The 25,402-nt window shown below is 72.9% G+C and carries 16 protein-coding genes; 12 read left to right on the top strand and 4 right to left on the bottom strand.

From position 1 onward, the window contains the following. Positions 1 to 122: 122 nt before the first annotated feature. The 5 genes from AB0J12_RS17255 to AB0J12_RS17275 all read left to right on the top strand — a co-directional run bounded on the left by AB0J12_RS17255 (position 123) and on the right by AB0J12_RS17275 (position 8,241). Positions 123 to 818 carry a GntR family transcriptional regulator gene (locus AB0J12_RS17255; RefSeq protein WP_363265120.1) on the top strand — a complete coding sequence of 232 codons (696 nt, stop codon included), beginning with the start codon at positions 123 to 125 and terminating at the stop codon, positions 816 to 818. A gap of 200 nt (positions 819 to 1,018) precedes the next feature. After that, positions 1,019 to 2,545 (top strand): hypothetical protein, encoded by a 1,527-nt coding sequence (locus AB0J12_RS17260; protein WP_363265121.1) that lies wholly within the window; start codon positions 1,019 to 1,021, stop codon positions 2,543 to 2,545. Next, the gene (locus tag AB0J12_RS17265) at positions 2,542 to 2,721 is read left to right on the top strand and encodes a hypothetical protein (protein WP_363265122.1); all 180 of its coding nucleotides are present in this window, start codon (positions 2,542 to 2,544) and stop codon (positions 2,719 to 2,721) included. Before AB0J12_RS17260 ends, AB0J12_RS17265 begins: the two co-directional genes overlap by 4 nt. Then, complete coding sequence (locus AB0J12_RS17270; protein WP_363265123.1) at positions 2,696 to 3,574, top strand: hypothetical protein; 879 nt, start codon at positions 2,696 to 2,698, stop codon at positions 3,572 to 3,574. The genes AB0J12_RS17265 and AB0J12_RS17270 overlap by 26 nt, the downstream gene beginning before the upstream one ends. Before the next feature lie 53 nt (positions 3,575 to 3,627). Further along, complete coding sequence (locus tag AB0J12_RS17275; RefSeq protein WP_363265124.1) at positions 3,628 to 8,241, top strand: hypothetical protein; 4,614 nt, start codon at positions 3,628 to 3,630, stop codon at positions 8,239 to 8,241. Positions 8,242 to 8,268: 27 nt separating this feature from the next. On the opposite strand, the gene AB0J12_RS17280 is transcribed toward AB0J12_RS17275, so the two are convergent. Further along, a complete protein-coding gene (locus AB0J12_RS17280) occupies positions 8,269 to 8,793 on the bottom strand; it encodes a hypothetical protein (protein WP_363265125.1) in 525 nt (174 codons plus the stop codon). Between the two features lie 423 nt (positions 8,794 to 9,216). On the opposite strand from AB0J12_RS17280, the gene AB0J12_RS17285 reads away from it, so the two are divergent. From AB0J12_RS17285 to AB0J12_RS17305, 5 genes are read left to right on the top strand one after another with little or no spacing between them, the layout of a single operon-like run. Beyond that, positions 9,217 to 12,333, top strand: a complete 3,117-nt coding sequence (locus tag AB0J12_RS17285) for a nitrate- and nitrite sensing domain-containing protein (protein WP_363265153.1) — start codon at positions 9,217 to 9,219, stop codon at positions 12,331 to 12,333. Further along, positions 12,330 to 12,761, top strand: a complete 432-nt coding sequence (locus tag AB0J12_RS17290) for a roadblock/LC7 domain-containing protein (protein ID WP_363265126.1) — start codon at positions 12,330 to 12,332, stop codon at positions 12,759 to 12,761. The genes AB0J12_RS17285 and AB0J12_RS17290 overlap by 4 nt, the downstream gene beginning before the upstream one ends. A gap of 9 nt (positions 12,762 to 12,770) precedes the next feature. Then, complete coding sequence (locus AB0J12_RS17295; protein ID WP_363265127.1) at positions 12,771 to 13,166, top strand: DUF742 domain-containing protein; 396 nt, start codon at positions 12,771 to 12,773, stop codon at positions 13,164 to 13,166. Positions 13,167 to 13,190: 24 nt separating this feature from the next. Continuing rightward, entirely contained in the window at positions 13,191 to 16,808 is a 3,618-nt protein-coding gene (locus tag AB0J12_RS17300) for a hydantoinase B/oxoprolinase family protein (RefSeq protein WP_363265128.1), read from the top strand. Continuing rightward, entirely contained in the window at positions 16,789 to 17,394 is a 606-nt protein-coding gene (locus tag AB0J12_RS17305) for an ATP/GTP-binding protein (RefSeq protein ID WP_363265129.1), read from the top strand. The genes AB0J12_RS17300 and AB0J12_RS17305 overlap by 20 nt, the downstream gene beginning before the upstream one ends. A 118-nt stretch (positions 17,395 to 17,512) precedes the next feature. Here the strand turns inward: AB0J12_RS17305 and glpK are convergent, their stop codons facing one another. Both glpK and AB0J12_RS17315 read right to left on the bottom strand, forming a co-directional pair. Next, complete coding sequence (glpK, locus tag AB0J12_RS17310; protein ID WP_363265130.1) at positions 17,513 to 19,033, bottom strand: glycerol kinase GlpK; 1,521 nt, start codon at positions 19,031 to 19,033, stop codon at positions 17,513 to 17,515. A gap of 716 nt (positions 19,034 to 19,749) precedes the next feature. After that, positions 19,750 to 21,372: a GGDEF domain-containing protein gene (locus AB0J12_RS17315; protein WP_363265131.1), complete on the bottom strand. Its 1,623-nt coding sequence runs from the start codon at positions 21,370 to 21,372 to the stop codon at positions 19,750 to 19,752. Positions 21,373 to 21,545: 173 nt separating this feature from the next. Between AB0J12_RS17315 and AB0J12_RS17320 the strand changes: the two genes are divergently transcribed. Continuing rightward, positions 21,546 to 22,364 (top strand): M15 family metallopeptidase, encoded by an 819-nt coding sequence (locus AB0J12_RS17320; protein WP_363265132.1) that lies wholly within the window; start codon positions 21,546 to 21,548, stop codon positions 22,362 to 22,364. Positions 22,365 to 22,431: 67 nt separating this feature from the next. Then, the gene (locus tag AB0J12_RS17325) at positions 22,432 to 22,968 is read left to right on the top strand and encodes an NUDIX domain-containing protein (protein ID WP_363265133.1); all 537 of its coding nucleotides are present in this window, start codon (positions 22,432 to 22,434) and stop codon (positions 22,966 to 22,968) included. Between the two features lie 26 nt (positions 22,969 to 22,994). On the opposite strand, the gene AB0J12_RS17330 is transcribed toward AB0J12_RS17325, so the two are convergent. Further along, positions 22,995 to 25,361, bottom strand: a complete 2,367-nt coding sequence (locus AB0J12_RS17330; protein WP_363265134.1) for a TIM-barrel domain-containing protein — start codon at positions 25,359 to 25,361, stop codon at positions 22,995 to 22,997. Positions 25,362 to 25,402 lie beyond the last annotated feature (41 nt).

A 25,402-nucleotide genomic window follows, 5' to 3' on the forward strand; every position in this document is an offset into this window, starting at 1 on the left:
ACCTCGCTAAAGGGTGACGGAGGAGCGTCGGGAAGAGCCGTGCGCAGCACCGTAGAGGATCGTTCAACGATCCTTCAATACCCCCGTTGTCTCGTCCCTGTATCTGCGATTGAATTCCGGGCATGGCAGAGCAGCTGGCGTCACTGGCCGACGACCGTGCCCTTCTGGGCCGCACCAGCACGGCCGAGCGGGTCTCGGACATCCTCCGGAGCCGGATCGCCGACGGCTTCTTCCCGCCCGGCACCCGGCTGTCGGAGGACAGCATCGGCGGCGCGCTCGGTGTGTCCCGCAACACATTGCGCGAGGCGTTCCGGCTGCTCACCCATGAGCGCCTGCTCGTCCACGAACTCAACCGGGGCGTGTTCGTCCGCGTCCTGACGGTCGAGGACGTGGAGGACATCTACCGCACGCGCGCGTTGGTCGAGTGTGCGGTCGTGCGGGGCCTCGGCGACCCGCCGTACGCCCTCGACGGCCTCGCCGCGGCGGTGGCCGAGGGTGAACGGGCCGGCGCCGAGAACGACTGGAAATCGCTGGGCACCGCGAACATCCACTTCCACCAGGAGCTGGTCGCCCTGGCCGGCAGTGAACGCACCGACGAGGTCATGCGCAGCGTCTTCGCCGAACTCCGCCTGGCGTTCCACGTGGTGGACGACCCGCGGCAGCTCCATGAGCCGTATCTGGTGCGCAACCGGCAAATCCTGCAAACGCTGCGAAACGGGGACAAGGCGGGTGCGGAGCAATTGCTCGCCGTGTACTTGCGCGACTCCCTGGACCGGGTGGTCGAGGTGTACCGACGACGGGTCGGAGACGAGGCGTAACTCCCTGGCCGGCGGCGGCCGCAGCCGAAGGGCGCTTCCCGGCTGACGGCTGTGCGACCCCCCAGGGGTGCGGGGAACTGCGCGAGCAACCCACGACGGCCCGCATCCGCAAGACCACACGAGCCCCCGAGCCCACCCGGCGAAACCGGCGGAGCCGCCCGTTTGGGCTGTTGTCAGACCAAGGACCTAGTCTGTGCACCGTGACTTCGCCTGCATCGACGGACAGCGCTCCGCCCCAGCTCAGCGCGGGGCCGCGCCCCGCACCGGGCCCGGCCGCCGACGAGGGCCTGGCGCGCCGGCTGCGCGCGCTCGCCTGCACCGCGCCGATCCACGACCTCGACGCGCGCAAGGCCAATCTCGCCGGTGAGTACTCGGTGTACGGCATGGCGGAGATCGCCCTCGCCGCGATCGACCTCGTCACACTCAACATGGACTTCGACACGGGCGCCGACCACGAGCAGATCGTCGCCCGGCTGATCCCGCGCATCGCCGCGCAGGCCCCGCAGCGCCCGGCCGCCGAGCACGAGCGGGTGGCCCGCTGGGTCCTGGAGAACCTGATCAACGTCGGCAGCGTAGACCGCGGCTTCCGCGCGGTCTACGGCACCTTCGCCGCCGACGGCTCCTACATCCGCCGGGACTACGACTTCAAGCTGATCGAAGAGGTCCCGGGCCCCGGCGGCACGGTCTATCTGCGCACCACCGACGAAGCCGTCAACGTCCTCGTCGGCGCCCTCGACACCGACGTCACCAGCGCCCAGATCGCCGCCGAGGTCAAGCTGGAGGTCCTGATCAACCGCGGCCGGCTGGCCGACGCCCAGCTCGCCGCCGAGCAGGCCCGCTACCGGACGGTGCAGTACTCCGAGACCCTGCGCCGCGCCCTGGACGCGACCCGGCGCAACGTCCGCGCGGTGGACTGGCTCAACGCCGTGCCCGACATGATCGCCGAAGCCCTCGACCACGTCGCCGAGCGCTACCGCCACGAGAACGCGATCCTCACCAACATCCGCAAGGCCCGCGACGAGTCCGAGGACCCCGAGCACAAGCGGCGCGCCGCCGAACTCGTCGACATCGTCAAGGACTGCATCCGCCGCCACACCCAGCTGCAGTCCCGCCTGCTGGAGGCCGGTCCCCTCTTCCGCGCGGAACAGGACCGGCAGGCCTTCGCCACACCGCTGACGACCTCGGGACTCGACCTGTACGGCCACCTCCTCGCGCCGACCCTGCCGCTGCCGCTGGAACAGGCCACGCGCGTGACGGACGCGTTCTTCCACCGCGGCACCGGCCTGCGCACCCCGATGGCCGTGCGGGTCGGCGACCTGGTCGACATACTGCTGACCCCGCCCGTCGAACGGGAGCACCTCGGTGCGGAGATGCCCGAGCCCGACCTGGTCGCCACGCCCGACGACAGCCGGTTCAGCGAGGAGCAGATGGCCGCCGCGCAGGAGCTGCTGGAGCTGCCGCACGACGCGCCCCGTCGACTGTCCGGTCTGCTCGCCGAGGCCCGCGGCAAGGACCCCGACCTGCCCTACCTGGTCGCCCTGCTGGCCGTGCACGCGGCCAGCCCGCCCTTCGGCACCGCGTACCGGCAGGGCGAGGAGAAGCTGCTGTTCGCCGTCGACGACGGCACCGAACTGGACGACCCGGAGTTCGGCGGCGCCGACCTCATCGTCGGCACGGCGCTGCTGGACGCCGCGGGGATGGCCGCGGACCGGACGGAAGCGGCATGAGTCAGTACCCGCACGACCCGAAGCGCCGTCTGGACCCGCGCGACCCGGACTGCCGGTACGACCCGAGGGGCCCGCACGACCCGAGGGACCCGTACGACCAGCAGGACCCGCGCACGACCCGCACGACCCGCACGACAAGGAGCGACAGCCGTGACCGAGCACGTCGAGTGGAGTGAGCCGGAAGCCGGACCCGCCCCGGCGACCGCCGCCGTCACCCCCGCCGACGCCGCCGACGCGGCCCGGCTCGTCGCCTTCGGCCTGCAGCCCAAGCTCCAGCCGGCCCGCGACCAGGAGTACGCCGACCTGCTGCGCCGCTACCGCGAGGACCCGCCGTTCGCCCGGCTCGCCGACGCCGTCGCCGCCGGGCTCGGCCTGGTGGTGCTGGAGGTGTCCCCGCGCGCCGGCATGGCCGTGACCGCCGCCGAGGACTCCGTCTTCGCCGTCCGCATGGGCGACTACGCGCGTCGCGCCTCCGCCGACTCCGGCGACCGCTTCCTGCACGGCCTCGCCCATCTCGCCGTCGCCGCCCTCGCCTTCCCCCGCCCCGAGGACCTCGCCGACGACGGCTACATCGGCCGCGTCACCGTGAACGGCGTCGACGCCTTCGTCCGGCAGGCCTGCCGCCGTCTGGAGGAGCGGGCCGCCGAACAGGGCGAGAACACCGACCCCGTCACCGACGCACCCGGCCTGGAGGCCGCCTGGCGGATCTGGGCCAGACGCAGCGCCACCGGCGCCACCAAGGACGCCCGCCGGCTCGCCGGCTCGACCACCGGCATCGTCGCCAAGGCCGTCGCCTTCCTCACCGACTCCGGATTCCTGCAGCGCACCGGTGACGACAACGGCGGCACCTACCGCACCACGGCCCGCTACCAGCTCCAGGTGCGCGACATGGCCGGCAGCGCCGCCATGGCCGAGCTGCTGGAACTGGGCGTCGTCCCCGTCACCGACGGCACGCCGACGCTGCTGCCCGCCGAGGACGCCGAGGACCTGGACCTGGTGGCCGACGCCGGGCTGCCGTTCCACTCCTGACCCGCACCCGCCGAACCACCGCACCTTTTTCGAAGACTTAACGAGAGTCCGCCATGTACGAGCTGTCCCGGGTCCGCCTCTACTCCATCGGTCCCGCTGGTGCCCGCTACGCCGACACCGTGCTTGACCTGCGAGGCGTGGGCGAGCCGGTGCCCGACCCCGCGCCCGCCCAGGCGGAGTTCTTCGAGGAGGAGCCGGTCGGCCCGCCGCGCCGGCCCGCACCGGCCGGCGTGCTCTTCCTGGAGAACGGCGGCGGCAAGTCCGTCCTGCTCAAGCTGATCTTCTCGGTGATGCTGCCGGGCCACCGCAACACCCTGGGCGGTGCCAGTTCCGGCGTGCTGCGCAAGTTCCTGCTCGCCGACGACTGCGGGCACGTCGCCCTGGAGTGGCAGCACGTGCAGACCGGCGAGTTCGTCGTCGTCGGCAAGGTCAGCGAGTGGCGCGGCCGCCAGGTCTCCAACGACCCGCGCAAGTTCGCCGAGGCCTGGTACTCCTTCCGGCCCGGCCCCGGACTCAGCCTGGACAACCTGCCGGTCGCCGAGTCCACCGCCGTACGCCCGCCCGTCGAGGGCCAGTCCGGCGCGCAGGGCCGCCGCCGCACCATGAAGGGCTTCCGCGACGCGATCACCGAGGCCGGCAAGGCGTACCCGCACCTGGAGGTGCACTGGGAGGAGATCCACGAACGCTGGACCGAGCACCTCGGCGACCTCGGCCTCGACCCCGAACTCTTCCGCTATCAGCGGGAGATGAACGCCGACGAGGGTGAGGCCGCCGGCCTGTTCGCGGTGAAGAAGGACTCCGACTTCACCGACCTGCTGCTGCGCGCGGTCACCGACACCCGCGACACCGACGGGCTCGCCGACCTGGTCGGCGGCTTCGGCAACAAGCTCGGCCGGCGCGCCGAACTGATCGCCGAACGCGACTTCACCGCCGGCTCCGTCGACCTGCTCGGCAGGATCGTCGAGGCAGCGGACGCCCGCGCACGCGCGCGTGACGTCCACACCGGCGCCGAACGCCGCACCCGCACCCTGGCCCGCCGGCTCTCCGCGCGGGCGGTGCAGGAGCGCGCCCGCGCCACCGACCTCGCCCAGCGGGTCACGGCCGCCGCCTACGCCGTCACACACGCCGAGGGCGCCCGCGAACGCAGCGCCCTCATCGCGGCAGAACTCGCCTACCGGCACGCGTCCTTGGCGCTCACCGCCGCCGAGAAGGCCGCCGCCGCGCAGAAGCGTGAGCTGGCCGACGCCCGTACCCTGCACGCCGCCTGGCAGGCCGCCGAGGTCGTTCTGCGCCACCGCGCGGCCGCCGACCGGGTGGCCCGGGTGTCCGCCGCGATCCAGGAGGCGGAGCGGGACGCGGCTCCCGCGCTCGCCGCGCGCACCAAGGCCGCCTTCGACCTCGTCCGGGCCCTGCACGCGGCAGCGGAGAACGCCGAGAACCTCGCCAACGAGGAGGAGGAGCGCTCCGCGCAGCTCCAGGAGGTCAGCGACGCCGCCCACCGGGACTCCACGTCCGCCGCGACCGAGGCGCAGCGCGCCCGCAGCGAGGTCGGGCATCTGCGCCAGCGCCTCACCGAGGTCGAGCAGGAGACCGCCGAGGCCGTCCGCGCCGGCTGGCTCGACGACAGCACGCCGGATGCCGACCCGGCCCGCGCCGCCCTCGCCGCCAGCGACGCCGAGAAGACCGCGGTCGCCGCCTGGGACACCGCCCGCGAGGCAGCCCGCCGGGCCACCGAGCACGCGCGCGAAGCGGCAGCCGCAGAGACCCGCGCCGAACTGACCGCCGCCCGCGCCGCCGACGCCGCCACCGCCGCCGAACGCTCCTACGACGGCGAGCGCCGCACCGCCGAGGCCCTGTCCCGCGAGGAGCGGCTCTCCGAGCTGCTCGGCCTGACCGACGCGCGCTCCGCCATCCCGCAGCCCCGGCAGGGCGACGACGACGGCGGCCGCGGCGCCCTCACCCCGGAGGAGCTGGACCGCTGCGCCGACGAGCTGCGCGAACTCCTCGACGACACCGTCTCCTTTGCCGAACGCCAGCTGTTCGACCTGCGCACGGCCGCCGCCGACGACGCCCGCATCCTGGGCGCGCTCGGTGACGGCGGGCTGCTGCCGCCCGGCCCGGACGTGCTCGCCACCGTCGAGTTCCTCGGTGAGCACGGCATCCCCGCCCTGCCCGGCTGGCGCTACCTCGCCCAGTCCGTCGACCCCGCCGACCACGCGCGCGTACTGGCCGCCCGGCCCGAACTGGTCGACGGCGTGATCATCACCGACCCCGACTCGCACGCCCGCGCGCGTCAGGCACTCGGTGAGGCGGCCCTGCTGCCCCGTTCGGCCGTCGCGGTCGGCACGGCCGCCGCCCTGCTCGCCCCCACCCCGGCCGCCGGGACGGACACCGGGGACGTGTTCCTCGTCCCGCCGAACCCGGCCATGCACGACGAGCACGCCGCCGACGAGGAGCGGCAGGCGCTGCGCGCCCGGGCCACCGAGCGCGACGAGGAGATCCGCGCCCTCGCCGCCCGCCTCGGCAAGGACCGCGAGCTGGCCGCCCGGCTCGCCTCCTGGCGCACCGGCTGCCCGCCCGGACGGCTGGTGGAACTCGCCGAAGCCGCCCGCGAGGCACGCGCGTTCGCCGAGGAGACCGAGGCGGAACTGGCCGAGGCCCGCACCGCCCGCGCCGAGGCCGAGGAGACCGCCGCCGAGGCGGTCCGCGTCCGCGACGAGCGACAGGAGACCGCACAGAAGGCCCGCCGCGCCGCCGACGCCCTGGCCGGACTCGCCTTCCGGCTGCGCGAACGCGCCGGCTGGCAGGCCCGGCTGCGCGAACTCGCCGACGAGGCCACCGAGTCCGAGGCACGCGCCCAGGCCTGCCTGGAGCGGGCCCGCGCCGCCGACGAGGACCGCCGCGCCGCCCAGCGCGCCGCCGACGACTCTCGCCGCACCGCACGCGCGCTGCGCGCCGAGCGCTCCGAGATCGCCGGCGCCCCCGACGACGTACCGGAGGCGGACGGGGACACGCCCAAGGCGTCCCTGCCCGCGCTGCGCGAGGCCTACCGGGCCGCCTCCCAGCTGTACGAGAAGGTCGGTGTCGGCGCCGACCTGCGCGCCGAACAGGCCCGCGCCGAGAGCGACGAGAGCGCCGCCCGCGCCGAACTGGACCGGCTCAGCAACAAGGTCCGCACCCGCGCCGAGCAGCTGCTCGAATCCCCCGACGGCTCCGACGGACCGTCCCGGCAGGCGGCCGCCGCCCGCGCCGAGGAGCTGGTGCAGCTCCTTGAGACGCGCATGTCGAACGCCAGCGAACAGCTCGGCCGGCTGCGCGGCGAGGCCGAACGGCACGCCCCCGAGGACGGCGAGGCCCACACCGAACTGCCCGAGGAGATGCTCCCGCGCGACGCCGACCACGCGCAGGCCCTGCTGCGCACGGCGAGTGCCGAACTCGCCTCCCGCACCGAGGCCCTGGCCCAGGCCCGCGACGCGCACGCCGAGCTGCTCCAGGCCCACCGCGCCGCCGAGGACGCGGTCGGCGGCTTCGAGGAACTCGCCGCGCTGCTCCGCGACCTGCTGCGCGAGCACGCGGGCGAGGAGGAGCAGGAGGAGCCCGACCCGTACCCCGGCACGCTGGAGGAGGCCCGCCAGGCGGCTGCCGAGACCCGCCGCTCACTGCGCGGCTGCGCCGCCGACCTGTCCGCCGCCGATGCCGCCGTCCGCGAGGCGAGCGACATCCTCGTCCGGCACGCCAACTCCACCCGCTACGAACAGGTCCGCACCCCCGCCCGTCAGCAGATCCGTGAACTGCCCGCCTCCGCGCTGCCCGAGCACGCCCAGAAGTGGGCCGACGCCTTCGCCCCGCGCCTGCGGGTCCTCACCGACGAGCTGGCCCAGCTGGAGCGCAACCGCGACTCGATCGTGGACCGGCTGCGCGGCCTGGTGGAGACCGCGCTGGCCACCCTGCGCTCGGCCCAGCGGCTGTCCCGGCTGCCCGAGGGGCTCGGCGAGTGGTCCGGGCAGGAGTTCCTGCGCATCCGCTTCGAGGAGCCCGACCAGGCGACCCTCACCGAGCGCCTCGGCGAGGTCATCGACGAGGCAACCCGCGCGGCCGTGAAGAAGAACTCCGACCTGCGCCGCGACGGCATGTCCTTGCTGCTGCGCGGGGTGGCGGCGGCTCTCCAGCCCAAGGGCGTCGCCGTGGAGATCCTCAAGCCGGACGCCGTGCTGCGCGCCGAGCGGGTGCCGGTCGGGCAGATGGGCGACGTCTTCTCCGGCGGCCAGCTGCTCACCGCCGCGATCGCGCTGTACTGCACCATGGCCGCGCTGCGGTCCAACGACCGGGGCCGGGACAAGCACCGGCACGCCGGCACCCTCTTCCTCGACAACCCCATCGGCCGCGCCAACGCCACGTATCTGCTGGAGCTCCAGCGGGCGGTCTCGGACGCGCTCGGTGTGCAGCTGCTGTACACCACCGGCCTGTTCGACACCACCGCCCTCGCGGAGTTCCCGCTGGTGATCCGGCTGCGCAACGACGCCGACCTGCGGGCGGGCCTGAAGTACATCAGCGTCGAGGAACACCTGAGGCCCGGTCTGCCCCAGCAGATCCCCGCCGGGGAGGCGGCGCACAGCGAGATCACGGCGACGCGGATGTTCAGGCGACCGGCTTCGGCGACCCCTTAGCCGCACGTACGGCGGTGCACAGCGGCATCAGGGGTGCGACAGCTGCCCGGCGCCCCCGCGCCGCCTTATCCGCCCCTGGCCCCGCTCGGCCGCCCGCCGGGCCCGCCGCCGCTCGCGGCGCAGCGCCCGCGCAGTGCTGCTCGGCGTCGACACCACGCCGTTGCGCTGGTTCCACACCTGGCGGGTCACCCACACGTCGAGGACGCTCCAGGTGGCCACCACCGTGCTCGCGATGCTGCTCAGCACCATCGGGAAGGCCAGCCAGGACCCGGCCATCGTGCACAGGAAGGCTGCCACGGCCTGTATCAGCGTCACGGCGATGATCAGCACCGCCCGTACGGCGGCCGTGCGCACCGGATCGGGCAGCCGTCGCCGTCGCGCGGGTTCCTCGACCCACAACGGCCGGTACGCTTCCCTGAGTTCGGGAACCACCCGCTCGGCCGGGCCCTCGTCGGCCGAACCGTCGAGATCCGGGTGCTGCCGTCCCCGCCGGGCCGTCGCGCCTCCCGCCGTGCCGATCCCAGGTGTCTGGCGCCGCTCCGCCGTGCCCATCAACGTGCCCCTCCCCACCGCCGGTTCGAACCGTTCCCCTCGGTGCCGGAAGATCTCCGGCTCCCTCACTGGCTGCCCGGCTTGCGCTGCTTTATGCCCCCGGGGGACGGGATGAGGCTCCTGTGGTCCCTTCCGCCCCCATTTCCTGTAGAGAAGGACGAACGGGACCGCGCGAAGATTCCCACGCAGCGAAAAAAACAAGCCAGTTCCAGGAGTTCGGTGCGCCGGTCGGCGACGGCCACCCCACCGTCCCCGCCGGACAATCACCCGCAATGCCCGGACACCTCCGCATGTCGCCCCACCAGTACGGAAGTTCAGGTTCCGGACGGCTCTTCGAGTTACCTGTGCGTCGGTAGTAGGCTCGCGCCGTTTGTTGACGTACATGTGTACCCCCTGCTGGTGGGGGTCGAGCTGGGGGAGGCCATGCGCTTTCGCGGGAAGTCGATCCGCCGGAAGATCGTGGCGCTGCTTCTCGTGCCGCTGGTGTCCCTGACCGCGATCTGGGGCTTCGCCACGGTGCTCACCGGACGGGAGGCCGGCCGGCTGTTCAGCGTGTCCTCCGTGATGGAGAACGTCGGCTTTCCGGTCGGGGACACCGTCCGCGTCCTGCAGCAGGAACGCCGGCAGACCCTCGTCTACCTGGCCGACCCGAGGGCCGCCGACGCGCTGTCCGCACTGCACCGCACCCGGACCGCCACCGACCAGGCCGTCGCCGAGGTACGCCGCAAAGCGACGACGTCCGATGTGCGCGAGGACCTCGACCCGGACGACAGCGAGGGCGTCACCGCCGTCCTGGACGCCTTCGACGGCATCGACCCCCTGCGCCGCAGCGTCGAACAGGGCACCGTCAGCCGCGCCCAGGCCCTCGACCTGTACAACCGCCTGGTCGACCCCTGCTTCACCCTGCTGTCCAAACTCGACGTCGTCGACAGCGTCGAGATGGACAAGGAGTACCGGGCCCTCGTCAACGCCGCCCGCGCCCGCGAGTTGCTCTCCCGGGAGGACGCCCTCCTCGGCTCCGCCCTGGTGGTCGGGAAGATCGGCCGGGCCGAGCTGCGCCACGTCTCCGACCTGGTCGCCCAGCGGGAGGTCCTCTACGAGGTCAGCCTCCCGCAGCTGCCCGGCGTGGAGTGCGAACGCTACGAACGCTTCTGGAAGAACGCCGTCACCGCACCGCTGCGCACCGCCGAACGGTCGGTCCTCTCCGCGGCGCCCGGCAGCATGCCCGACGACGTGACCGCCAAGGACTGGGACACCGCGGCCGGCACCGCGCTGCGGGAACTCGGCGCCCTCGACGACCAGGCGAGCGACCGCTACCAGGACCGGGTCCAGCCCGTCGCGATGAACGTCATTCTCAAGGCCGTCTTCGCCGGCGCCCTCGGCATCGTCGCTCTCGTGCTGTCCCTGCTGCTGTCGGTGCGCATCGGACGCGCACTCGTCCGGGACCTGCGCCAGCTGCGCATGGAGGCGCACGAGGCGTCCGGGGTACGGCTGCCCAGCGTGATGCGACGCCTGTCCGCGGGCGAACAGGTCGACGTGGAGACCGAGGTCCCGCGCCTGGAGTACGACAGGAACGAGATCGGCGAGGTCGGGCAGGCCCTCAACACTCTGCAGCGCGCCGCCGTCGAAGCCGCCGTGAAACAGTCCGAGTTGCGCGCCGGCGTCTCCGAGGTGTTCGTCAACCTCGCCCGCCGCAGTCAGGTCCTGCTGCACAAGCAGCTCACCCTGCTCGACACCATGGAGCGCAGGACCGAGGACACGGAGGAACTGGCCGACCTCTTCCGCCTCGACCACCTGACGACCCGGATGCGCCGGCACGCCGAGGGCCTGGTGATCCTCTCCGGCGCCGCCCCCTCCCGGCAGTGGCGCAAGCCCGTCCAGCTGATGGACGTGGTCCGGGCCGCCGTCGCGGAGGTCGAGGACTACGAACGCATCGAGGTCCGCCGGCTGCCGCGGGTCGCCGTCACCGGACCCGCTGTCGCCGACCTCACCCATCTCGTCGCCGAACTCCTCGAGAACGCCACCGTCTTCTCGCCACCCCACACCGCTGTCCACGTCGTGGGCGAGCGGGTCGCCAACGGCTTCACCCTGGAGATCCACGACCGCGGCCTGGGCATGACCGCGGAGGCCCTGCTCGACGCCAACCTGCGCCTCGCCGAAACGCCCGAATTCGAACTGTCGGACACCGACCGGCTCGGCCTGTTCGTGGTCAGCCGGCTCGCCCAGCGCCAGAACGTCCGGGTCTCCCTCCAGCCGTCCGCCTACGGTGGCACCACCGCCGTCGTATTCCTGCCGGACGCGCTGCTGAGCGACGACGTCCCCGACACCAACGGCATCGGCTTCCGCCTGGACCGTCCGCACACCGCCAAGGACGCCAAGACGGCCGGCCGGCGCAGGGCAGCCCTCACCAAGGGCCCCGCGCAGCTGCCCGGCCTGCCCGCCTCCCTGCTGGACGGGCCGGTCGAGCTGGACACTCCCGTCGATCTGGACGCGCTCGGCGATCTGCCCGACGTCCTCGACGAGGAAGGTGAGGGCGGCGGCCTGTTCCGTCCTCGCCGCTCCCTGACCGCGACGCCGGACGCCCCCGCCGGCGAGCCACGGGGATCGCTGCGCGACAGCCTCGGCGCCCCCCGTGACCCGGAGGTCCCGGACCCGCACGACGGCACCCAGAGCGCCGGTGGTCCGGTGCCGCTGCCCCGACGACGCACCCCCAAGCTCGTCAGCTCGCACGGCCGCCCGGTCGGCGAGCGACGGTCACGGCGCGAGGAGGAGGACGCGGAGCCCGCGCCCCGGCCGGGCAGGCGTCCGACGTCCGACGCGGAGAACCTGGCGCCCCTGCCCACCCGCCGCCGTGGCGGCCCCGCACCGCACAACCGCGGCACGGCCGACCGCCGCCCGGTCGAACCGGTCACCGCCGGCGCCGACGACCCGGCGGACGCCGCGCTGCCCCGGCGGACGCGCGGCGGCGCCTCGCCGTCCAACACACCCGACCCCGACGCCCGACGACGGCGTGAGCTGACCCGGGGCGACACGGCCGACCCCGCCGCGAGCCGGCCCGTGTCGACGCCGGCCGGCATCGAACCGACGCCGGCCGGACCCGGCCGGGAGGACCAGGTCCAGCCGGTGCCGGAAAGCCCCGGCCGCGCCTCCGCCGACGAGCGGAGCACCCATGCCACGCCCGAGGACCAGGCCCCGCCCGTGCCGGAGCAAAGTCCCGGCCTGGCCGGCCGCGCCTCCACCGGCGAGCGGGACACCACCGGCGCGCCGCCTCCCTCCGCGCCCGCACAGGCCCCGGCCGCCCAGAGCCGGCTGCCCCGGCGGGTGAGGCAGGCCAGCCTGGCGCCGCAGCTCAAACAGACGCCCACCCGCGGCTCCCGCCCCGCAGCGGCCGAGCCCGAGGAACGGGACCCGGAAGAAGTACGCAGCCGTATGGCCTCGCTCCAGCGTGGCTGGCAGCGCGGCCGCGATGAGAACGCCGCGGGGGAGACCGCCCAGCGCGGCGCAGCACCACAGGGAACCACTAAGGGGGACGGTCGATGACCGCACCGAAGCCGACCGGCCGCACGACCAGCAACGGGGAGCTCAACTGGCTGCTCGACGACCTCGTGGACCGCGTCGCGAGCATCCGCAAGGCCGTCGTGCTCTCCGGCGACGGCCTGCCGACCGGCGTGTCCAAGGACCTGACCCGGGAGGACAGCGAGCACCTCGCCGCCGTCGCCTCGGGCTTCCACAGCCTCGCCAAGGGCGTGGGCCGGCATTTCGAGGCGGGCAGCGTCCGCCAGACCGTGGTGGAGCTCGACGACGCCTTCCTCTTCGTGACCGCCGCGGGCGACGGCAGCTGCCTCGCCGTGCTGTCCGACGCCGACTCGGACGTCGGCCAGGTCGCCTACGAGATGACCCTCCTCGTCAAGCGCGTCGGTGTGCATCTGGGCACCGCGCCGCGCACCGATCTGCCCTCCGGCGGGTAGTGAGAGGTCATGAGCGCAGACGGTCAGGCAAGCAGCCGCTGGTTCGACGAGGAGGCCGGACCGGTCGTCCGCCCGTACGCCATGACGCGCGGCCGCACCACCAGTGCGGCCCAGCACCGCCTCGACCTGATCGCGGTGGTCGTCACGGAGCCCGACGCGGGCGACCCGGAAACCGATCCCACACTCTCCCCGGAGCACGTGGACATCGTCGAGCTCTGCCGCACCACCCCGCAGTCGGTCGCCGAACTGGCCGCGGAGCTCGATCTGCCCGTCGGCGTGGTCCGGGTCCTCATCGGCGATCTCGTGCACGCCGAATTCGTCCATGTGAACCGGCCCGTACCGCCCGCCGAGCTGCCGGACGAGAGTATTCTGCGCGACGTGATCAACGGCCTGCGAGCGCTGTGAACAGCGCGGAAGCGGGGTGAGGACATGAACGGCTGGCAGTTCTGGGTCGACCGGGGCGGCACGTTCACGGACATCGTCGCGCGCCGCCCGGACGGCCGCCTGCTCACGCACAAACTGCTCTCCGACACCCCCACACGCCATGGCGACGCCGCCGTCGCCGGCGTGCGGGCCCTGCTCGCCGGTTCCGCGGACCCGGTGGAAGCCGTGCGCATGGGCACCACGGTCGCCACCAACGCCCTTCTCGAACGCAAGGGCGAACGCACCCTGCTGGTGATCACCCGCGGCTTCCGCGACGCCCTGCGCATCGCCTACCAGAACCGCCCGCACATCTTCGCCCGCCGTATCGAGCTGCCCGAGCTGCTCTACGAGCGGGTCGTCGAGGTAGACGAGCGCATGGCCGCCGACGGGACCGTGCTGCGCGCCCCCGACCTGGACACTCTCACCGGGGCCCTCCGGCAGGCGCACGACGACGGGATCCGCGCGGTCGCCGTGGTCTGTATGCACAGCCACCTGCACCCGGCGCACGAACAGGCCGTAGGTGAGCTGGCCGCCCGTATCGGCTTCCCGCAGATCTCGCTGTCCAGCGAGGTCAGCCCCCTGATGAAACTCGTCCCGCGCGGGGACACCGCCGTCGTCGACGCCTACCTCTCGCCCGTGCTCCGCCGGCACGTGCAGCACGTCGCCGACGAGCTGAAGGACGTACGGCTGATGTTCATGCAGTCCAACGGCGGCCTCGCCGAAGCCGGGCAGTTCCGCGGCAAGGACGCCATCCTGTCGGGCCCGGCGGGCGGCATCGTCGGCATGGCCAGGATGTCGCAACTGGCCGGCTTCGACCGCGTCATCGGCTTCGACATGGGCGGCACCTCCACCGACGTCTCCCACTTCGCCGGCGCCTACGAACGCGTCTTCACCACGCAGATCGCCGGGGTCCGGCTGCGCGCCCCGATGCTCGACATCCACACCGTCGCGGCCGGCGGCGGCTCGGTCCTGCACTTCGACGGCTCCCGCTACCGCGTAGGGCCGGACTCGGCGGGCGCTGACCCCGGCCCCGCCTGCTACCGCGCCGGCGGACCGCTCGCGGTGACGGACGCCAACGTCATGCTCGGCCGCATCCAGCCCGCGCACTTCCCGAAGGTCTTCGGGCCGGACGGAGACCAGCCCCTGGACGCCGACGTCGTCAGGGACCGCTTCACCGAACTCGCCCAGGAGATCCGCGAGCGGACCGGCGACGACCGCACCCCAGAACAGGTCGCCGAGGGCTACCTGCAGATCGCCGTCGCCAACATCGCCAACGCGGTGAAGCGGATCTCCGTGCAGAAGGGCCACGACGTCACCCGCTACACCCTCACCACCTTCGGCGGTGCGGGCGGCCAGCACGCGTGCATGGTCGCCGACTCGCTCGGCATCCGCACCGTCCTCGTCCCGCCCATGGCCGGCGTGCTGTCCGCCCTCGGTATCGGCCTCGCCGACACCACGGCGATGCGGGAACAGTCCGTCGAGGCCCCGCTGGAACCCTCCGCCCTGCCCGGCGTGCGCCGGACGGCCGACGACCTGGAGGCCGCGGCCCGCGCGGAACTCCTCGCCGAGGACGTGCCCGAGGACCGCATCCGCGTCAGCCGCCGCGCCCAGCTGCGCTACGACGGCTCCGACACCACGCTCACCGTCGAGCTGACCGAGCCGGACGCCATGCGCCAGGCGTTCGAAGAACGTCATCGCGCCACGTACTCCTTCACGCTCGACCGTCCGATCGTCGTCGAAGCCCTCTCCGTCGAAGCCACCGGCATCACCGCACCCCCCGATCTGTCCGCCCTCGCCCCGTACGAAGGCACTCCCGCCGCCCCCGAGACCGTCCGCCTGCACACCGGCGGCGTCTGGCGCGACGTACCCCTGCACCGCCGTGAGCACCTGCCTCCCGGCCAAGCCGTCACCGGACCCGCGATCATCACGGAGGCCAGTGCGACCACCGTCGTCGACGACGGCTGGGAGGCCGTCGCCCGCGACGACGGGCATCTGGTCATGGAACGCGTCGCGGTCACGCAGAGTTCCGATCTCGGCACAGAAGCCGACCCGGTGCAGCTGGAGATCTTCAACAACCTGTTCATGTCAATTGCGGAGCAGATGGGCGCCCGCCTGGAGTCCACGGCCCAGTCGGTCAACATCAAGGAACGCCTGGACTTCTCCTGCGCCCTGTTCGACCCCGACGGGAACCTGGTGGCCAACGCCCCGCACATCCCCGTCCACCTGGGCTCCATGGGCACCAGCGTCCAGGAGGTCATCACGCGCCGCGGTGACCGGATGCGGCCGGGGGACACCTACGCCGTCAACGACCCGTACCACGGCGGCACTCACCTGCCCGACGTCACCGTGATCACCCCGGTCTTCGACACGGAGGGTGAGCGGATCCTCTTCCATGTCGCCTCCCGGGGCCACCATGCGGAGATCGGCGGCATCGCGCCGGGCTCCATGCCCGCGGGAAGCCGGACCATCGAGGAGGAAGGGGTCCTGTTCGACAACTGGCTGCTCGCTGAAGGCGGCCGCCTACGCGAGGACGAGACCTACCGTCTGCTCACCGAGGCACCCCACCCGTCCCGCAACCCCGGCACCAACCTCGCCGACCTGCGCGCCCAGATCGCCGCCAACCACAAGGGCGTCGAGGAGGTCGGCCGCATGATCGACACGTTCGGCCTCGACGTCGTCCAGGCCTACATGCGGCACGTCCAGGACAACGCCGAAGAGGCAGTCCGCCGGGTGATCGACGCACTGGACGACGGGGAGTACGCCTACGAGACCGACTCCGGGGCGGTGATCGGGGTACGCGTGCGCGTGGACCGCGCCCAGCGCACCGCCACCATCGACTTCACCGGCACCAGCGCCCAGCTCGACACCAACTTCAACGCGCCCTTCTCCGTCGTCAACGCCGCCGTCCTGTACGTCTTCCGCACCCTGGTCGCCGACGACATCCCGCTCAACGAGGGCTGCCTGCGCCCGCTGCGGATCGTCGTGCCGCCCGGCTCGATGCTGGCCCCCGAACCGCCCGCCGCCGTCGTCGCGGGCAACGTGGAGACGTCCCAGGCCATCACCGGCGCGCTGTACGCCGCGCTGGGTGTGCAGGCCGAGGGCTCCGGCACGATGAACAACGTCACCTTCGGCAACGACCGGCACCAGTACTACGAGACGGTCGCGTCCGGGTCCGGGGCCGGCGACGGATTCCCCGGCGCGAGCGTCGTCCAGACCCACATGACCAACTCCCGGCTCACCGACCCCGAGGTGCTGGAGTGGCGACTGCCCGTGCGGCTCGAGGAGTTCGCGATCCGGCGCGGCAGCGGCGGCGCCGGACAGTGGCGCGGCGGTGACGGGGCGGTGCGCCGGATCCGCTTCGGCGCCCCCATGACCGTCTCCACGCTGTCCCAGCACCGCCGGGTGCCGCCGTACGGGATGGCGGAAGGCGAGCCAGGAGCCCTGGGCGCCAACCGGGTCGAGCGCCTGGACGGGACCGTGACCGAACTGGGCGGCAGCGACTCGGCCGACGTCGCACCCGGCGACGTACTCGTCATCGAAACCCCCGGCGGAGGGGGCTACGGCCCGCCGCCGGCCCACCCCCAGCGAGCAGGAGAAGGAACCGATGATCTTCGGGCGCTCTGAACGCGGCAAGCCCCCGGTCGAGCCCGTCACGCTCAAGATCCTTGTGGCCGGCGGCTTCGGGGTGGGCAAGACCACCCTGGTCGGCGCGGTCAGCGAGATCAGACCGCTGCGCACCGAGGAACTGCTGACCGAGGCGGGACGCCCCGTCGACGACACGCGAGGGGTGGAGAGCAAGCACACCACCACTGTCGCGATGGACTTCGGGCGCATCACCCTCCGCGAGGACCTGGTGCTCTACCTCTTCGGCACCCCCGGCCAGGAACGCTTCTGGTTCATGTGGGACGAGCTGTCGGAGGGCGCGCTCGGCGCCGTCGTCCTCGCCGACACCCGCCGCCTGGAGGACTGCTTCGCCGCCATCGACTACTTCGAGCGCCGCAGCATCCCGTTCGTCGTCGGCGTCAACTGCTTCGAGGGCGCGGCCCTCTATCCCACCGACGACGTCCGCGCGGCGCTGGATCTGGACGACGCGGTCCCCGTCGTGCTGTGCGACGCCCGCGACCGCGCGTCGGTCAAGGACGTGCTGATCGGTGTCGTCCAGCACGCCATGGCGTACACGGCCGAACACCGCCAGGCCGTCACCACCTGACGCGCGGGTGCGGCTCGTACCCCCGCCGACCGGGGTACGAGCCGCAGTCCGTCACGCGCACGCACGCGTGCCGCTCAGGCGGTGCACACCTGGCCGGGCGTCACACACACGCGCGTGGCTAGTCGTCACCGTCCTCCATCCAGCCGAAGCTCTTCTCCACCGCCTTGCGCCAGTTGTGGTACTCGCGCTCGCGCACCGGCTCCTCCATCGACGGCGTCCACGTGGCGTCCTCCTGCCAGTGGGCCTTCAGTTCGTCCAGGTCGTTCCACACCCCGGTGGCCAGCCCGGCGGCGTAGGCCGCGCCCAGGCAGGTGGTCTCGGAGACCTTGGGCCGGATCACCGGCACCCCGAGCACGTCGGCCTGGTGCTGCATGAGCAGGTTGTTCTTCGTCATGCCGCCGTCGACCTTCAGGGTGGTGATCTCCACGCCCGAGTCCTGGAACATGGCGTCCACGACCTCACGGGTCTGCCAGCTCGTGGCCTCCAGCACCGCACGCGCGAGATGCGCCTTGGTCACGTACCGGGTCAGCCCGGTGACGACACCGCGCGCGTCCGAGCGCCAGTACGGTGCGAACAGCCCGGAGAAGGCGGGCACGATGTACGCGCCGCCGTTGTCCTCGACGCTCGCCGCGAGCGGCTCGATCTCGTCAGCCGTACGGATGATGCCGAGCTGGTCGCGGAACCACTGCACCAGCGCACCCGTTATCGCGATGGCTCCCTCGAGGCAGTAGACCGGCGCCTCGTCCCCGATCTTGTAGCCCATGGTCGTCAGCAGGCCGCTCTTGGAGGCGACCGGCCGGTTACCGGTGTTGAGCAGCAGGAAGCTGCCGGTGCCGTAGGTGTTCTTCGCGGTGCCCACGTCATAGCAGGCCTGCCCGAACACGGCCGCCTGCTGGTCGCCCAGCGCCGAGGCGACGGGCACGCCGCCGAGCTGGCCGATGGCCGTGCCGTACACCTCTGCCGAGGAGCGGATCTCGGGCAGCATCGCCTCCGGCACGTTCATGGCGGACAGGATGGAGGGGTCCCACTGGAGCGTCTCGAGGTTCATCAGCATGGTCCGCCCGGCGTTGGTCACGTCGGTGACGTGCTGTCCGCCGTCGGTGCCGCCGGTGAGGTTCCAGATGAGCCAGGAGTCGATGGTGCCGAAGGCGATCTCCCCGCGCTCGGCGCGAGCCCGGAGGTCGGGCACGTTGTCGAGCAGCCAGGCGGCCTTGGGGCCGGAGAAGTAGCTGGCCAGCGGCAGTCCGGTCTGCTCGCGGAAGCGGTCCTGCCCGTCGGATCCGCCCAGTTCACGGCAGAGTCCGGCGGTGCGCGTGTCCTGCCAGACGATGGCGTTGTGCACGGGCTTGCCGGTGGTGCGGTCCCACAGGACGGTCGTCTCGCGCTGGTTGGTGATGCCGAGGGCGCTCAGCTGGTTGGCGCGCAGCCCGGCCTTGGCTATCGCCCCGGCGACCACCGCCTGTACCTTCGACCAGATCTCGGTGGCGTCGTGCTCGACCCAACCGGGCTTCGGGAAGATCTGGCGGTGCTCGCGCTGGTCCACGGCGACGATCTCGCCGGAGTGGTTGAAGATGATGCAGCGGCTCGACGTGGTGCCCTGGTCGATGGCGGCGACGTACTTGTCGGCGTTGTCCGTCATGGCTACCCCTTGCGCTTCGGCTCAGCAGGCTGGGTGGTGGACGAGTGCCCGCGCGTTTCCTCCCGTCGGCGGGCCGGCGGCCAATTTCCAGGGTCGCCCCGATCGGCGATCGGCGCCTCCGCTGCTCATGGCGGCTCCCGGATCCGGCCGATGATCAACCTCGGTGCTCCGTGCAGGGTGCGCTTTCCGTGGCGGCTTCGGTCGCGGACGGGGCACCAGCAGCGCCCCGTCCGGCGTCCGCCCGTGACGAGCGTGCCGTCGCAGCCGACCCGCCCCGAGACAGGCCTGGTACGCAGAGAGCCCACACGGCACGGTGCGGGTTTCGCCGAGAATGTACGGCGATGTCGGCTGACAACGGGAAGTCTTCCCCCGTGCTCAGGGAGCGTCAAGGTCGGCGACGGCATGCGTTGGACCCCTCACGCACCGACATCGACCGCCCGTTCGACCGCGGTGTCCATCGCCCACGCACACCGACCGGCGCGGCACCTCGCCCACGAACGCCGCCGGCGCTCGTCTCGCCCGGGCTCGCGCACCGCTCGGGACGGCGCCCACGGCCCTCCACGCCCCCTTGCAGAGCCGAGCCACCCGGAAAGCCCCCGGACCTCGTCGCGGCCGCCCAAAACCCCTCAGGGCGCCTCCGGAGCGCTCAGCCCCCTCAGGTCCCGCTTCAAGCCCCTCAAGGCCCCTGGAAGGCCCGTGACACCCCCGTGAAGCCCTCAGGACGCCACCGGAGCCCCCTCAGCCCCCCGCAGGACCTCGTGGCCGGTCAGTCCCGCGCGGCCCAGCACCCAACTCGCCCCGCGCAGCGCCTTCGCGGCCTTCTTCAGCGGCGCCAGGGACGCCGCCGCCTCCCGGTGGTCGCTGACGCTCCCCGGCGCGCACACCACCGTGGCCAGGGACAGCGTCACCGGCAGGCCACCGGCCGCCCACGGTGCGTCCAGTACGGCCGCCGCCAGCGCACCGAGGCCCTCCGGGTCGGTGAGCACCAGGAAGTCGTCCCCGCCGATGTGCCCCACGCGCGTGGCCCCGGACGCGGCCCGCTGCAACGCCCGGCCCACCGAGCGGATCAGCTCGTCACCCGCCGCGAACCCCGCCCCGTCGTTGACCTGCTTGAAGTGGTCGACGTCCAGCCAGCTCAGCGCGAACGGCCGCCCGCCCGCGATCCGGCGGTCCACCTCGCCGGTGATTGCGTCCGACCCCGGCAGCCGGGTCAGCGGATTGAGCCCGGCAGCCTCCTCCACACGGCTCTCCGCGAGCGCCCGCACCAGGTCCGCGAGGCGTACGACGCCCACGCACCGCCCGACCCCGTCGACGACCGCGACATCGTCCGAGGTGCGGTCGCGCTCGCCGACCGCCACGACGTCCAGCACCTCCCACGCGGTGGCGTCGATCCCCACCGTCCGCGGAGGGTCCCCGAGCTTGGCCGCCGGACGGTCGGCGTACAGGGCGTGGCCGTAACGCCCGGACATCGTCAGCAGGAACCGTGAGCGGTGCACCGACCGCACCGGCACTCCGGTCCGGTCCACCAGCAGCATCCCCGACACGTCGGGCGACCCGGTCAGCAGGTCCCGCACCCGGCCCGCGGAGGCGTCGGCGGGCAGCAGCGCGGCCGGGCGGACGAACTGCCGGACCGGCGGCCCCGAGCGGGGCACGGGGACGAGGCCGGGGGAGCGGGGCGGAACGTAGACGTCCGCGGCGGGCAGTCGCGCGGGCGGCGCGAACAGTTCGCCCTGGGCCAGCTGCGCCCCGGCCGCCAGTGCCGCGGTGCACTGGGACTCGGTCTCCACGCCCTCCACGGCCAGCAGGGCGCCCAGTTCGTCGCACAGCGTCCGCATCGCCCGCACCGCCGCGGGCCGTGCCAGCAGGGACGCGTCGAGTTTCACCAGCTCGGGGGAGAGGTCCGTGAGCAGCCGAAGCGGCACGTCCCCGTCCCCGACCCCGTCGGCGCTGATCCGGAAGCCCTGGCGGCGCAGCACGCTCACGGCCTCCAGCAGGGCGTGCTGCGGCACGTGCGTGTAGGGCGGGCCGATGTCGACCGTCACCTCCCATGGCAGCCGACCGGCCTCGCGCACCGCGTCGTGCAGCGCGGACAGTCCGCCGAGATCGGCCAGCGTCCCGGCGAAGACGTTCACCTGCAGCGGCAGCAACGTCTCCTTGCACACGGCGGCGCGGAACGCCGCAACCGCCACCTGACCGTCCAGTTCGGGGTTGCGGCGGGCCTCGGCCAGGATGTCACCGGCCTCCGGGCGGGCAAGGATCTCCAGGCCCGCGACCCCGCCTGTGGTGAGGTTGACCACCGGTTGGAAAGCGAAGCGGAGAGTATCCGTCCAGGAGCGCACGGGAGCATGATGGCGCCGCGCGGGAGCGCACCCATGCGCAGTTCATGAGACGTTCACGCAGGATTCCCGAGCGATCACTCAGCGTAGGAGTCGGTGCTCGCCGCCGTCGGAGCGGCGGGCGATGCGGGCAATCGGCTGCCGGCCGGCCCGCGTACCTGGTAGATGCAAGGGGCATGACACGACTGCCCCGTCTGGCGCGTGCGCTGATCACCGCGCTCACCGCCCTGCTGACCGTGCCCCTCGCCTCCGCCACGGCCCGGGCGTCCACGGAGCCCAAGGCCCCCGCGGACTTCGTCGCGCTGAGAGCCGTGGACCCGACGATCATCCAGGAGATCCGTTACTTCACGCCGCACAACTTCGTCGGCGAACGCATCGACGGCTACGAGCAGCCGATGTGCATCCTCACGCGGCCCGCCGCCCAGGCGCTCCACACGGCGCAGGTGAAGCTGCTGCGCGAGGGCTACAGCCTCAAGGTGTACGACTGCTACCGGCCGCAGCGCGCCGTCGACCACTTCGTGCGCTGGGCGAAGGACCTCGACGACCAGCGCATGAAGGGCGAGTTCTACCCGGACGTCGACAAGACCCGGCTGTTCGCGGACGGGTACATCGCGGAGAAGTCCGGTCACAGCCGGGGCTCGACCATGGACCTCACGATCGTGCGGCTGCCCGCCCGGCCGGCGCATCCCTACGTGCCCGGACAACCTCTCGTGCCCTGTTACGCCCCCAAGAAGGAGCGCTTTCCGGACAACTCCGTCGACATGGGGACCGGATTCGACTGCTTCGACACCCTTTCGCACACCCTTGATCCGCGGGTCCAGGGCGAGCAACACGCCAACCGGCTGCTCCTGAAGAGCACCCTCGAGAGGCTCGGCTTCGTGAACCTCGCCGAGGAGTGGTGGCACTACACCTACAAGCCGGAGCCCTACCCCGACACCTACTTCGACTTCCCCGTCTCGGCCAAGTCGCTCACGAACGGACGGTCAACCGACTGAGGTCGGTCAGGAAGTCACAGTCAACCGCCTGAAGTCGACGCCCTCTCCGATCGGATACAGTCCGCGCGTGTCCGAAATCCCGCGCTCCACTTCCAACTCCGGCCCCGGCTCCCACTGTTCGAGCTGCGGCACGCCCTATGGAGAGGGCGTCACCGACTGGCCGCGCACCTGCTCGGCCTGCGGCACGGTCGCCTACCGCAACCCCCTGCCCGTGGCGATCGCCCTCCAGCCCGTGTACGACACACAGGGCACCGCCCTGGTCGTGATCACCCGGACCGTCGAACCCGCGCGCGGGGGCATCGCCCTGCCCGGCGGGTACGTCGACGACCGTGAGGACTGGCGGCAGGCCGTCGTCCGCGAACTCAAGGAGGAGACGGGCATCGACGCGGCCGGCCGCGACGTCCGCCTCGTCGACGCCATGAGCTCCCCCGACGGCCACCTGTTGCTGTTCGGAATGCTGCCCGAGCGCCCCGCCGACGGCCTTCCGCCGTCGGCGGCCACGGACGAGACGCAGGGCTGGCACCTGCTGCGCCGCCCGGAGCAGCTCGCGTTCCCGCTCCACACGGCGGCCGTAAGGGCCTGGTTCGAGGGCCGCTACCTCTGAGCGGCAGCGTCGGGCGCACCCGTTCGTCAGCGCCCGTCGAGCCCCCGCACCCGCACCGGAAGGGACGGCTCGCGCAGCCCGTCCGGGCCCTGAAGCCCCACGACCACGCGTGAGCCCTCCCACCGGGTGACGTACCGCTGGATCTCCGGCTCGTCCCAGCCCTCGCCCGCGTCCGCCACCACGAGCGCGCCCCCGGAACGGCCCGGCGCCGGTGCCCACACCTCCAGGGCCGGCCGCCCGTCGTCACCGCGCACCGGCAGCACGGCACCCGCGCGTGCCAGCACCGGGATCCGCGACAGCGGCGCGTCGAGCATCACCCGCCCGGGCCCCTCGTACGCGCGTCCCGTGGCCGTGTCGTACCAGCGGCCGCGGGGCAGCTGCACCGCGCGCCGGTCCGTCCCCGGGTCGAGCACCGGCGCCACCAGCAGGCAGTCGCCCAGCAGGAAGGCGTCCTCGCATCCGCGCAGCGCCCGGTCCTCCGGGGCACCCCACCACAGGGGCCGCACATACGGAGCGCCGGTACGCCGGGCCAGGTGCGCCAGCGTCATGAAGTACGGCAGCAGACGCCGGCGTTCGACGAGCGCCCCACGCGCGTGCTCGAGCACGTCGGTCCCGAACTCCCAGGGCTCCCTGCGCCCCGCGTCCATGCTCGCGTGCGTGCGGAACAGCGGCAGATACGCGCCCAGCTGGAACCACCGCAGAAACAGCTCCGGTGACGGGCTGCCGTCGAACCCGCCGACGTCCGGACCCGAGTACGGCACCCCGCACAGGCCGAGCCCCAGTACGAGCGACAGTGACGCCCGCAGCCCGGGCCAGCCGGTGGCGACGTCACCGGACCAGGTCCCTCCGTACCGCTGCATCCCCGCCCAGCCGGAACGCGAGAACAGGAACGGACGCTCGCGCGGTGACAGCTCGCGCAGTCCCTCGTAGGCGGCACGCGCCATGCACAGGGCGTAGACGTTGTGCGCCTCGCGGTGGTCGCCGCCGCGCCCCTCCAGGCAGTGCCGGGCCGACCGCGGCAGCGTCGACTCGCCGAACGCGGTGAACGAGGTCGGCTCGTTCATGTCGTGCCAGAAGCCCGCGAAGCCCTGCGTGAGCCGTTCCGCGTACAGCCCGCCCCACCACTTGCGCACGCGCGCGTGCGTGAAGTCCGGGAACACCGCGTTCCCCGGCCACACCACTCCTTCCACGAACTGTCCCGAGGCGTCCCGCACGAACACGTCCAGGTCCATGCCACTGTCGTACACGTCGTTGCCCGGGGCGGCCTTGACGGCCGGGTCCACGATCGAGACCAGACGGATCCCGTCCCGGCGCAGTTCCTCGGCGAGCTTCGGCAGCGCCGGAAAGCGCTCCCGGTCGACGGTGAACACCTGGTGACCGTCGAAATGGTCGATGTCGAGATGGACCGCGTCGAGCGGCAGACCGCGCTCCTTGTAACCGGCGACGATCCGCCGCACCTCCTGCTCGCTGCCGAAGCCCCAGCGCGCGTGCTGGTGGCCGAGCGCCCATGCCGGCGGGAGTGCGGGCGCCCCGGTCAGCGAGGCCCAGGCGAGCAGCACACGCGCGGGAGTGCCCACCATCACCCAGCAGCGCAGCGGGCCGCCCTCCATACGCAGCTCGCTGGTCCCGGCCCGATCGTGTCCGGAACCGGCCCCTTCGTCGCCCTCGCGCAGGGTCACCGTCCCGTCCCAGGAATTGTCGTGGAACAGCAGGTGCGTCCCCGCGTCCGCCACCACCACCTGCACCGGCATGGTGATGTACAGCGGGTCGTCACCCGGGGAGAACGCGTGCCCGGGGTCGGTGTTCCACAGGCGGTACGTCCCGTTCCGCAGCCGGGGGCCGCTCGCCCGCCCCCCGAGGCCGAAGAACCGCGCGTCCGGTGCCACCTCGGAGCGCACCATCCAGCGCCCCGGACCACCGTCGGCCGGCTCCCACCACCTGGGGGGATCCTCGCGGCGCAGCGTCACCCCGCCGGGCGTACGGATCTCCACGGCACCGTGCCGCGAGACGGCGACCGTGACCCGCTCTGCCACCACACGCCAGCCACCGTCCTTGTCCGGCTCCAGCGACGCCCTCGGGTCGGGCTCCGGGCAGCGCCCCGCCAGGGCGTACGACGGCTCCGCGCCGGCCCCGTCCCAGCCCCAGAACGCCGCCCCGTTGCCCGCGACGAGAATGCGCAGCTCCGAGCGGTCGAACCGGATGACGCCGCCACCGGGCCCGGGCTCCACCTCCTGGATGGTGCCGGGCACCCGTGCCCGCTCGGCCCCGCGCCGCGGCAGCCCGGCGGCGTCGGCCCGCCTCCTGCGCCACGCCGCCCGCACGGTACGCAATCCCTGTGCCGCCCCCACCGAACCGACCAGCTTCACCGACCGCACCAGGTCACGACCGTCCATGCTGCTCACCCTGCCATTGACCGTTCCACGCGCGTGCCTCG

It is taken from the genome of Streptomyces sp. NPDC049915 (assembly GCF_040656475.1).
Taxonomy (GTDB): domain Bacteria; phylum Actinomycetota; class Actinomycetes; order Streptomycetales; family Streptomycetaceae; genus Streptomyces.

What these genes read in the sequence shown, in the direction of transcription:
- AB0J12_RS17255 (WP_363265120.1), top strand. Translation starts at nt 123, where the DNA reads ATGGCAGAGCAGCTGGCGTCACTGGCCGACGACCGTGCCCTTCTGGGC.
- AB0J12_RS17265 (WP_363265122.1), top strand. Translation starts at nt 2,542, where the DNA reads ATGAGTCAGTACCCGCACGACCCGAAGCGCCGTCTGGACCCGCGCGAC.
- AB0J12_RS17275 (WP_363265124.1), top strand. Translation starts at nt 3,628, where the DNA reads ATGTACGAGCTGTCCCGGGTCCGCCTCTACTCCATCGGTCCCGCTGGT.
- AB0J12_RS17280 (WP_363265125.1), bottom strand. Translation starts at nt 8,793, where the DNA reads ATGGGCACGGCGGAGCGGCGCCAGACACCTGGGATCGGCACGGCGGGA.
- AB0J12_RS17285 (WP_363265153.1), top strand. Translation starts at nt 9,217, where the DNA reads ATGCGCTTTCGCGGGAAGTCGATCCGCCGGAAGATCGTGGCGCTGCTT.
- AB0J12_RS17290 (WP_363265126.1), top strand. Translation starts at nt 12,330, where the DNA reads ATGACCGCACCGAAGCCGACCGGCCGCACGACCAGCAACGGGGAGCTC.
- AB0J12_RS17295 (WP_363265127.1), top strand. Translation starts at nt 12,771, where the DNA reads ATGAGCGCAGACGGTCAGGCAAGCAGCCGCTGGTTCGACGAGGAGGCC.
- AB0J12_RS17300 (WP_363265128.1), top strand. Translation starts at nt 13,191, where the DNA reads ATGAACGGCTGGCAGTTCTGGGTCGACCGGGGCGGCACGTTCACGGAC.
- AB0J12_RS17305 (WP_363265129.1), top strand. Translation starts at nt 16,789, where the DNA reads ATGATCTTCGGGCGCTCTGAACGCGGCAAGCCCCCGGTCGAGCCCGTC.
- glpK (WP_363265130.1), bottom strand. Translation starts at nt 19,033, where the DNA reads ATGACGGACAACGCCGACAAGTACGTCGCCGCCATCGACCAGGGCACC.
- AB0J12_RS17320 (WP_363265132.1), top strand. Translation starts at nt 21,546, where the DNA reads ATGACACGACTGCCCCGTCTGGCGCGTGCGCTGATCACCGCGCTCACC.
- AB0J12_RS17330 (WP_363265134.1), bottom strand. Translation starts at nt 25,361, where the DNA reads ATGGACGGTCGTGACCTGGTGCGGTCGGTGAAGCTGGTCGGTTCGGTG.